At 66.8% G+C, this 1,221-nt stretch carries 2 protein-coding genes; both read right to left on the bottom strand.

What is annotated here, in order from left to right:
* Positions 1 to 48: 48 nt before the first annotated feature.
* Positions 49 to 273 carry a DUF397 domain-containing protein gene (locus tag D7231_RS35095; protein ID WP_120760422.1) on the bottom strand — a complete coding sequence of 75 codons (225 nt, stop codon included), beginning with the start codon at positions 271 to 273 and terminating at the stop codon, positions 49 to 51.
* Entirely contained in the window at positions 273 to 1,214 is a 942-nt protein-coding gene (locus tag D7231_RS35100; RefSeq protein ID WP_242000086.1) for a helix-turn-helix domain-containing protein, read from the bottom strand. The genes D7231_RS35095 and D7231_RS35100 overlap by 1 nt, the downstream gene beginning before the upstream one ends.
* Positions 1,215 to 1,221 lie beyond the last annotated feature (7 nt).

Raw genomic sequence — 1,221 nt, forward strand, 5'->3', positions numbered from 1 at the left:
GTCCGGGCGGCGGGGCACCGTTGTCCTCCGAGGGCCGGTGCGGCGGGCCTAGCGGGCGGCCAGCTCCCCCGCCGCGAGGGCGGAGACGAAGCCGGCCCAGCCGCCGGCGGCGAAGGCGAGCACCGGGCCGCGCAGTTCCTTCGAGTCGCGGACGGGGACGACCCCGGACGCCGCGGCGACGCCCGGCGCGAATTCCACGCACTCGCCGCCGTTTCCGCTGCAGTAGCTGGACTTGACCCACGCTGCCGCGGAGAGGTCGATCGTGCTCTTCATCAGGAGTACTCCTCCAACATCACCTTTTTGATGAGGGCCAGCGAATCGACGGGTGACATGGCGTCAGCCCGCAGTCGATCGTAGGCCGCTGACGCCTCCGCCACTTGCGCGGCAGAGTCAATCACACGGCCGCCGGTCCAGGACTCCTCGTAGAGCACTCCGGCCTCCTCCGCGAAGGTCAGGAGAATGAAGCTCTCCGTGGCCGGCGGGGCTCCCGCGGAGAACGGCAGCACCTGAACGGTGACCTGCGGGGACTCCGCCTCGGAGAGCAGGCGCCCCAGTTGCTCGCGCATGACCTCCCGGCCGCCGATGACGCGGCGCAGGCAGCACTCGTCGAGAATCACCCAGAGGAGTGGCGGGTTGGGGCGCTCCAAGATCTCGTGGCGCCTCAACCGGGCCTCCACCTTGCGTTTCACCCACTGCTCGGAGGCCGTGGGATGCGCGTGGCGGTAGATCGCGTAGGCGTAGCGCTCGGTCTGGAGAACGCCCGCGACCAGGTTCGCGCTGTAGTTGAGGATCGTCTCGGCCTGCACTTCCCACTTCACGTAGGGCTCGAACCAGGACGGGTGTTCGTGGCGGGAGATCCGCTCGCGCATGCGCGCGAAGAAACCCGAGGTGTTGAACACCCGGTCGCAGGCGACGGCGAATTGCTCGCTCGCCAGCAGCAGGCCGTTCTCCACCTTGCTGATGTAGGGGGGCTGATAGTGCGTCTCGTCGGCAAGTTCCTTCTGGGTGAGCTTGGCGTGCAGCCGCGCCTCTTTGACCTCCAGGCCGAAATAGGCGTAGCCGTCGGTGGATTCACTGCCGGGACACACGTTCACCTGTCTGTCTTCCTTCTGACTTTCTGAAGTTCTGACTTTCCGGACCGGCTGGAAACCCGGAAAGCCTGTCATTCGGGTTCCCGGAGGGTGATGGTGGGAGTACGCAAGGTAAGTACCCATGTCGGAC

Source organism: Streptomyces klenkii (genome assembly GCF_003626645.1).
In the GTDB taxonomy this organism is placed as follows: Bacteria; Actinomycetota; Actinomycetes; order Streptomycetales; family Streptomycetaceae; genus Streptomyces; species Streptomyces klenkii.

What these genes read in the sequence shown, in the direction of transcription:
- D7231_RS35095 (WP_120760422.1), bottom strand. Translation starts at nt 273, where the DNA reads ATGAAGAGCACGATCGACCTCTCCGCGGCAGCGTGGGTCAAGTCCAGC.
- D7231_RS35100 (WP_242000086.1), bottom strand. Translation starts at nt 1,214, where the DNA reads ATGGGTACTTACCTTGCGTACTCCCACCATCACCCTCCGGGAACCCGA.